The organism is Streptomyces sp. CB02009 (assembly GCF_001905825.1).
GTDB lineage: Bacteria > Actinomycetota > Actinomycetes > Streptomycetales > Streptomycetaceae > Streptomyces.
The window spans coordinates 424,659-431,469 of sequence record NZ_LIVV01000010.1; the positions used below are offsets into that span (position 1 = coordinate 424,659).

The 6,811-nt window shown below is 71.5% G+C and carries 6 protein-coding genes; 5 read left to right on the forward strand and 1 reads right to left on the reverse strand.

Features of this window, described 5'->3' with window-relative positions:
* Positions 1-40 precede the first annotated feature (40 nt).
* The 4 genes from AMK27_RS34630 (at position 41) to AMK27_RS34640 (ending at position 2,461) form a co-directional block, all read left to right on the forward strand.
* Complete coding sequence (locus tag AMK27_RS34630) at positions 41-1,414, forward strand: CynX/NimT family MFS transporter (protein WP_073917331.1); 1,374 nt, start codon at positions 41-43, stop codon at positions 1,412-1,414.
* A gap of 17 nt (positions 1,415-1,431) precedes the next feature.
* Complete coding sequence (locus AMK27_RS44235) at positions 1,432-1,548, forward strand: SGM_5486 family transporter-associated protein (protein WP_252121862.1); 117 nt, start codon at positions 1,432-1,434, stop codon at positions 1,546-1,548.
* Positions 1,549-1,703: 155 nt separating this feature from the next.
* The gene (locus AMK27_RS34635) at positions 1,704-1,907 is read left to right on the forward strand and encodes a hypothetical protein (RefSeq protein ID WP_073917333.1); all 204 of its coding nucleotides are present in this window, start codon (positions 1,704-1,706) and stop codon (positions 1,905-1,907) included.
* Positions 1,908-1,942: 35 nt separating this feature from the next.
* Positions 1,943-2,461 (forward strand): SixA phosphatase family protein, encoded by a 519-nt coding sequence (locus AMK27_RS34640; RefSeq protein WP_073917335.1) that lies wholly within the window; start codon positions 1,943-1,945, stop codon positions 2,459-2,461.
* 228 nt (positions 2,462-2,689) lie between these two features.
* On the opposite strand, the gene serB is transcribed toward AMK27_RS34640, so the two are convergent.
* On the reverse strand, positions 2,690-3,907 hold the full coding sequence (gene serB, locus AMK27_RS34645) for a phosphoserine phosphatase SerB (protein ID WP_073917336.1): 1,218 nt from the start codon (positions 3,905-3,907) through the stop codon (positions 2,690-2,692).
* Positions 3,908-4,129: 222 nt separating this feature from the next.
* On the opposite strand from serB, the gene AMK27_RS34650 reads away from it, so the two are divergent.
* Positions 4,130-6,751, forward strand: a complete 2,622-nt coding sequence (locus tag AMK27_RS34650) for an ABC transporter ATP-binding protein/permease (RefSeq protein ID WP_073917338.1) — start codon at positions 4,130-4,132, stop codon at positions 6,749-6,751.
* The last annotated feature ends 60 nt before the right edge of the window (positions 6,752-6,811 follow it).

The window sequence follows — 6,811 nt, forward strand, 5'->3', positions numbered from 1 at the left end:
GATTGGACAACCAATCATCCCATGATTCTATGATGACCTCATGCCTGACGAGCCGAAGACCCTCGACCCCACCGCACGACCGGCCACGACCACCGTTCCGGGAGCCGCCACGGCCCCGCCCGGAGCCGCCGTCGCCGGCGATTCTCCCGCACGGGCACGGGCGCAGCGCTGGACCCTCGGCCTCGTCACCGTCGGACTCGTCCTGGCCGCGCTGAACCTGCGCCCGGCCATCACCAGCCTCGGCGCCCTCCTCGAAGAGGTCAGCGCGGACCTCCACATGAGCGGCACCGTCGCCGGCGTCCTCACCTCGGTCCCGCCGCTCTGCTTCGCCGTCTTCGGCATCACGGCCCCGCGCCTCGCCCGCCGCTTCGGCCCCGCCGCCGTGGTCTGCGCGGGCATGGCCGCGATCTTCGCCGGCCTGGTCCTGCGCCCCCTCGCCGGCGGCACCGTCGGCTTCCTCGCCGCCAGCGCCCTCGCCCTCATGGGCATCGCCGTCAGCAACGTCCTGATGCCGGTCATCGTCAAGCGGTACTTCCCCGACCGCATCGGCAGCATGACCGGCCTCTACTCCATGGCCCTCGCCCTCGGCACCTCCGTCGCCGCGGCCGCGACCGTCCCCATGACCGCCGCCCTCGGCGGCGACTGGCGCATCGGCCTCGGCGTCTGGGCGGCCGTCGCCGCGCTGGCCGTCCTGCCCTGGCTCCCGCTCGTCCGCGACCGCGACCGCGCCACCCCGGAGAGCGGGACGACCGCCGCCGGGTCCGCGGGCGCCGCCGCGACCTCCGCGACCTCCGCGACCTCCGCGACCGGGGCGGCCGCCGCCGCGACCGCCGCCCCGCGCATCACCCGCAGCCGCACCGCCTGGGCCCTCGGCTGCTACTTCGGCCTCCAGGCCACCGGCGCCTACATCACCATGGGATGGATGCCGCAGATCTTCCGCGACTCCGGCGTCCCCGCCTCCACCGCCGGCGTGCTCCTCGCCGTCACCATGGTCATGGGCGTCCCGCTCGCCTTCGTGATCCCCCGGCTCGCCACCCGTATGAAGAACCAGGGCCCGATCGTCGTCGCCCTCGGCCTCTGCGGCCTCGCCGGCTACACCGGCCTCTTCCTCGCCCCCGCCGGCGGCGCCTGGGTCTGGGCGGTGCTCCTCGGCGTCTCCAACTGCTCCTTCCCGCTCGCCCTCACGATGATCGGCATGCGCTCGCGCACCGGCGCCGGAGTCGTCCGGCTCTCCGCCTTCGCCCAGAGCGTCGGCTACCTCATCTCCATCCCCGGCCCCCTCCTCGTCGGCGTGCTCTACCAGCACAGCGGCGGCTGGGGACTCCCGATCGCCCTGATGGGCGGGCTCATGGTGCCGCAGATGATCGTGGGAACCCTGGCGGGCAGGGACCGGACCGTCGAGGACGAATCCTGAGATGCGAGACTGTCGGCATGCCAGTTCTCGAACCCAATCCCCCGAACGGCCAGAAGAAGCTGCTCATCGTCTTCGGCGCGATGATCGGCATCACGGTCGTCATCGGCTTCATCGCCTCGTTCGCCTCCCCGTGACGCCCGCTCGGCACGCACGTGGTGGGGTTAACCCCCGTATCCCCTAGGGGGCGGTACTCAGGGTGAAGTGGGTGGATCACCGGATGGGCCGAGGGGCCCGCGATCCCTAGGTTGGAGACACCAGGGAAAGCGAGTCCCCACCCACGGAGGCGGTCATGTCGGCCCACACGTCCACCCGCGTCCGACCCGAGGCGACCGGCGTCGACACCCGGCTGCCCTGGTGGGCACTCGCCCTCCCGGCGATCGCCTTCGCCGCCCTCATGATGCTGATGACCGGGCCCGGTGAGGCGCACGCGACGGCCGGTGACCCGGGGGTCGGAGGGTTCCTGGAGCGGATCCAGCAAACGCTCTCTCTCTGAGTCGGCGCGAGCCGATTCGTGCGAAGCTGAGGACCATGAGCGTCGACACACCCCGCAGGATCGTGCTGCTCCGACACGCGAAGGCGGACTGGAACCAGGAGTCCGACCACGAGCGCCCCCTCGCCGAGCGAGGCCGCGCGGACGCCCCCGTCGCCGGCCGCCGGCTCGCCGAGACCGGCATCGCCTTCGACCTGGCCCTCTGCTCCACCGCCACCAGGACCCGTGAGACCTGGAAGCTGGCCGTGCAGGCCCTCCCCGAGCGCCCGAAGACCGTCTACGAGGACCGGTTGTACGAGGCCTCGCTCGGCGAGCTCATCGCCCTGCTCAACGAGACCTCGGAGGACGTGTCCGACCTCCTCGTCATCGGCCACAACCCCGGGATGCACGCCCTCGCCGACGCCCTCGCGGGCCAGTCCGAGGGCGATGTGCTGCCCCGGCTGAACCGCAGCGGGTTCCCGACCTCCGCGTTCGCCGTCCTCACCTTCAACGGCTCGTGGAAGTCCCTGGAGCACGGCGCCGGACGCCTGGTCGACTTCTGGAGCCCGCACGCCTGACCGGCCCGCCCGGCCCGCGCACCCCGGGGGAACCCGGACGCCCCCGCCGAATCCCGTACGCCCAGGATGCATCGCCTACGGCCCCGGACGCCCACCGGCACCCCGGCCGTAGCCGTGTCCGACGCCGTGTCCGAAGCCGCATTCCGATGCCGACGCGGCTGCCGTACGGAGGAGGGCCCGGCCGTCATCCGACGGCCGGGCCCTCCCACGTTCGGGTTCACCCACGGCTCAGTGCAGCAGGTCCTCCGCGCCGCCGTCCGCGGCCTCGACCTCTTCGCGGGTGATCCCCAGCAGGTACAGCACGGTGTCCAGGAACGGCACGTTCACCGCCGTGTGCGCGGCCTCGCGCACCACCGGCTTCGCGTTGAACGCCACGCCGAGACCGGCCGCGTTCAGCATGTCCAGGTCGTTCGCCCCGTCGCCGATCGCCACGGTCTGCGCCAGCGGCACACCCGCCTCCGCCGCGAACCGGCGCAGCAGCCGCGCCTTGCCCGCCCGGTCCACGATCTCGCCGGTCACCCGCCCGGTCAGCCTGCCGTCCACGATCTCCAGAGTGTTGGCCGAGGCGAAGTCCAGCCCCAGCCGCTCCTTCAGGTCGTCCGTGACCTGCGTGAACCCGCCCGAGACGACCCCCACCTGGTAGCCGAGCCGCTTGAGCGTACGGATCAGGGTCCGCGCACCGGGCGTCATCCGCACCTCGGCGCGGACCTTGTCGACCACCGAGGCGTCGAGCCCGGCGAGCAGCTCCACGCGCGCGTGGAGCGACTGCTCGAAGTCCAGCTCCCCGCGCATCGCCGCGGCCGTCACCTCGGCGACCTTGTCCTCGCACCCGGCGTGCGCCGCGAAGAGCTCGATCACCTCGTCCTGGATCAGCGTCGAGTCGACGTCCATGACGACGAGCCGCTGGGCCCGCCGGTGCAGCCCGGCGGAGACCACGGCCACGTCGACCCCGATGGAGTGGGCCTGCGTGGCGAGGGCGGTCCGCAGCGGCTCGGTCTCACAGCCCGACACGGCGAACTCCACGGCCGTGACCGGGTACTTCGCCAGCCGGAAGACACGGTCGATGTTGCCGCCGGCCTCCGCGATCCTGGCCGCTATGGCCGCCGTCTGCTCCGCCGTCAGCGGGTTGCCCAGCACGGTGACGTGCGAGCGCCCCTCACCCCGGGGGCGATTGTCGCCCGTACCCGAGATGATCTCGGCCTGGAGTTTCAGCGACTCGGCCCAGCTGTGCACGGTCGCACGGAGCTCGCCCTGCGAGGCGACGGTCGGCTCGGTGACGAGCGCGCACAGGACGAGGCGGCCGCGGGAGACCACCTGCTCGATGTCCACGACGTCGACGGAGTAGGCGGCGAGGGTGTCGAAGAGTCCCGCGGTGATCCCGGGACGGTCCTTCCCGAAGATCTTGACGAGAAGGGTGGGAACGTCTGAGGTCTGCGATGCGCTCATGGTGCTTCCACCGTATCGGGCACCAGGTGCCACCCGACCCCCCGTCCCGCCCAGCGGACACCCGGGTGGGCGCGCCCTTGATCACCGGAGCGCCGTCGGAGACCCTGCGCCGGGTCTTCACGCGGCCCGACTTTCGGAGAGGGGACCGGGCCTGAAATAGTTCCCCCCGGATGATTCGCATCCCTGGACTCCCCGCGACGGGGGTACATCGGGGGACAAGTAGTGGGGCATGGAGTGCCAGAACTCGTACTGGAATTGAACGGAAGGACCTGGACGCTCGATCCGTCCAGGTCGTACACCCTGGGCCGCGACCCGCAGGGCGACCTGGTCATCGACGACGCCAGGGTCTCGTGGCGCCACGCCACCATCAGCTGGGGCGGCCGGAGTTGGGTCATCGAGGACCACGGCTCGACCAACGGCACGTTCCTGCAGGGGCAGCGGATCCACCAGGTGGAGATCGGCCCCGGCTCGGCCGTCCACCTCGGCAACGCCACCGACGGCCCGCGGCTGAATCTCGCCGCCGCCGGCGCCCCGGCCCACCAGCAGGCCCCGGTGGCCCACCAGCAGCAGGCCCCGGCCCACCAGGTCCCCGCCCACCAGGCCGCGGAGCAGGCCGCCCAGGCCGAGTGGATCACGCACCAGGCCCCGCCGCAGCAGGGGCAGCAGCAGGTCCCGCAGCAGAACTGGCAGCAGCAGGGCCCGCCGCCCGTGCACCCGCAGGCCGCCCCGCAGCAGGTCCCGCACCAGCAGGGGCACGGCGGCCCCGTCGAGCAGTTGGCGCAGAAGGTGCCCGGCCAGGGAGGCGGCGCGGCAGGGCCCTCGGCGGCCTACGCCGACCGCAGCCCCACCACGTTCCACCAGCTGTCCCTCGGCCGTGTCATGCGCATCGGCCGTGCCCTCGAGAACGAACTGGTCGTCTCCGACCTCCAGGTCTCGCGGAACCACGCCGAGTTCCACGCGACGCCCGACGGACGCTTCGAGATCCGCGACCTCGGCTCGCACAACGGCACGTACGTCAACGGCCAGCCGATCACCAAGGGCGGCTCCGCCCTCCTCGGCCCCCAGGACATCGTCGGCGTCGGCCACTCGACCTTCCGGCTCGTCGGCGGCCAGCTCGAGGAGTTCGTCGACACCGGCTCCGTCTCCTTCTCGGCCCGGCACCTCACGGTCACGGTCGACGGCGGCAAGCAGATCCTCAAGGACGTCTCCTTCGGCGTCCCGGAGAAGTCGCTGATCGGTGTCATCGGCCCCTCAGGATCCGGCAAGTCCACGCTGCTCAAGGCGCTGACCGGCTACCGCCCGGCCAACGAGGGCGACGTCCTCTACGACAACCGGAGCCTCTACAAGCAGTTCGCCGAGCTGCGCCAGCGCATCGGTCTGGTCCCGCAGGACGACATCCTGCACAAGGAGCTGACCGTCCAGAAGGCGCTGCGGTACGCGGCCAAGCTCCGCTTCCCCGGCGACACCGCCACCGTCGAGCGCGAGGCCCGCATCGGCGAGGTGCTCCGCGAGCTCAAGCTCGACATCCACAAGGAGAAGAAGGTCACCTCCCTCTCCGGTGGTCAGCGCAAGCGCGTGTCGGTCGCCCTGGAGCTCCTGACCAAGCCGTCGCTGATCTTCCTGGACGAGCCGACCTCCGGCCTCGACCCGGGCATGGACCGCGATGTCATGCAGCTGCTCCGCGGCCTCGCCGACGACGGCCGCACGGTGCTCGTCGTCACCCACTCGGTGGCCGAGCTGGGCCTCTGCGACAAGCTGCTCGTCATGGCCCCCGGTGGCTCGGTGGCCTACTTCGGCCCGCCGGACGAGGCGCTGAACTTCTTCGGCTACTCCACCTGGGCCGACGTCTTCTCCGCGTTCGAGAACTACCGCGACTACGACTGGGCGGGCCGCTGGAAGGGCTCGCAGCACTACCAGCTGTACGCCGCCGACATCGACGCCGTCGCCGCGCAGCCCGTCCAGATGCCCCAGCAGGCGATGTCCAGGCCGCCGAAGCCGCAGGGCTGGGGCTCCCAGCTGTGGACCCTGATCCGGCGCTACGTCTCCGTGATCGCCTCCGACGTGGGCTTCATGGCCCTGATGGTGATCCTGCCCGCCGTCCTCGGCGCGGTGTCCGTCGTCATCCCCGCCGACTTCGGCCTCGGCAAGCCCACGCCCCCGTCCCGCTTCAACGGCGACGCCGGCACGATCATGCTGATCCTCGCGGTCGGCATGTGCTTCAGCGGCGCGGCCAACTCGGTCCGAGAGCTGATCAAGGAACGGGTCATCTACGAGCGGGAGCGCGCCGTCGGCCTGTCCCGCTCCGCCTACCTGATGTCCAAGGTCATCGTCCTCGGCGTGATCACGGCCCTCCAGGGCGTGATCATCTGCGCCATCGGCTTCTCCACGCGCGCGCTGCCCGAAGAGGGCCTGCTCATGCCGCCGGCCGTCGAGCTGTGCATCCAGGTCATCGGGCTCGGCCTGACCTCGATGATGGTCGGCCTGGTCATCTCCGCGCTGGTGAAGACCGCCGAGAAGACCATGCCGCTGCTCGTGATGTTCGCGATCATCCAGGTCGTGTTCACCGGCATCCTCTTCCAGGTGTACGACTCGCCCGGCCTGGAGCAGTTCGCCTGGCTCATGCCCTCCCGCTGGGGCATCGCCGGCGCCGGCGCCACCCTGGACCTGGCGCACCTGATGCCGCCGTGGGACCAGAAGAACCCCGCGAACACCGACCCGCTGTGGGAGCACACGGTCGGCCAGTGGAGCCTCAACCTCGGCATCCAGCTGTTCATGGCGGCCATCTGCTGCGTCGCCGTGGCGCGGCTGCTGCGCCGCCACGAGCCCGAGGTCATGCGCAAGTGACCGGCTGAGCGACCGTACGCCGAAGGGCGGCACCCCCGTGCGGGGGTGCCGCCCTTCGGC

Coding starts and splice junctions, on each gene's coding strand:
- AMK27_RS34630 (WP_073917331.1), top strand. CDS start 41: ATGCCTGACGAGCCGAAGACCCTCGACCCCACCGCACGACCGGCCACG.
- AMK27_RS44235 (WP_252121862.1), top strand. CDS start 1,432: ATGCCAGTTCTCGAACCCAATCCCCCGAACGGCCAGAAGAAGCTGCTC.
- AMK27_RS34635 (WP_073917333.1), top strand. CDS start 1,704: ATGTCGGCCCACACGTCCACCCGCGTCCGACCCGAGGCGACCGGCGTC.
- AMK27_RS34640 (WP_073917335.1), top strand. CDS start 1,943: ATGAGCGTCGACACACCCCGCAGGATCGTGCTGCTCCGACACGCGAAG.
- serB (WP_073917336.1), bottom strand. CDS start 3,907: ATGAGCGCATCGCAGACCTCAGACGTTCCCACCCTTCTCGTCAAGATC.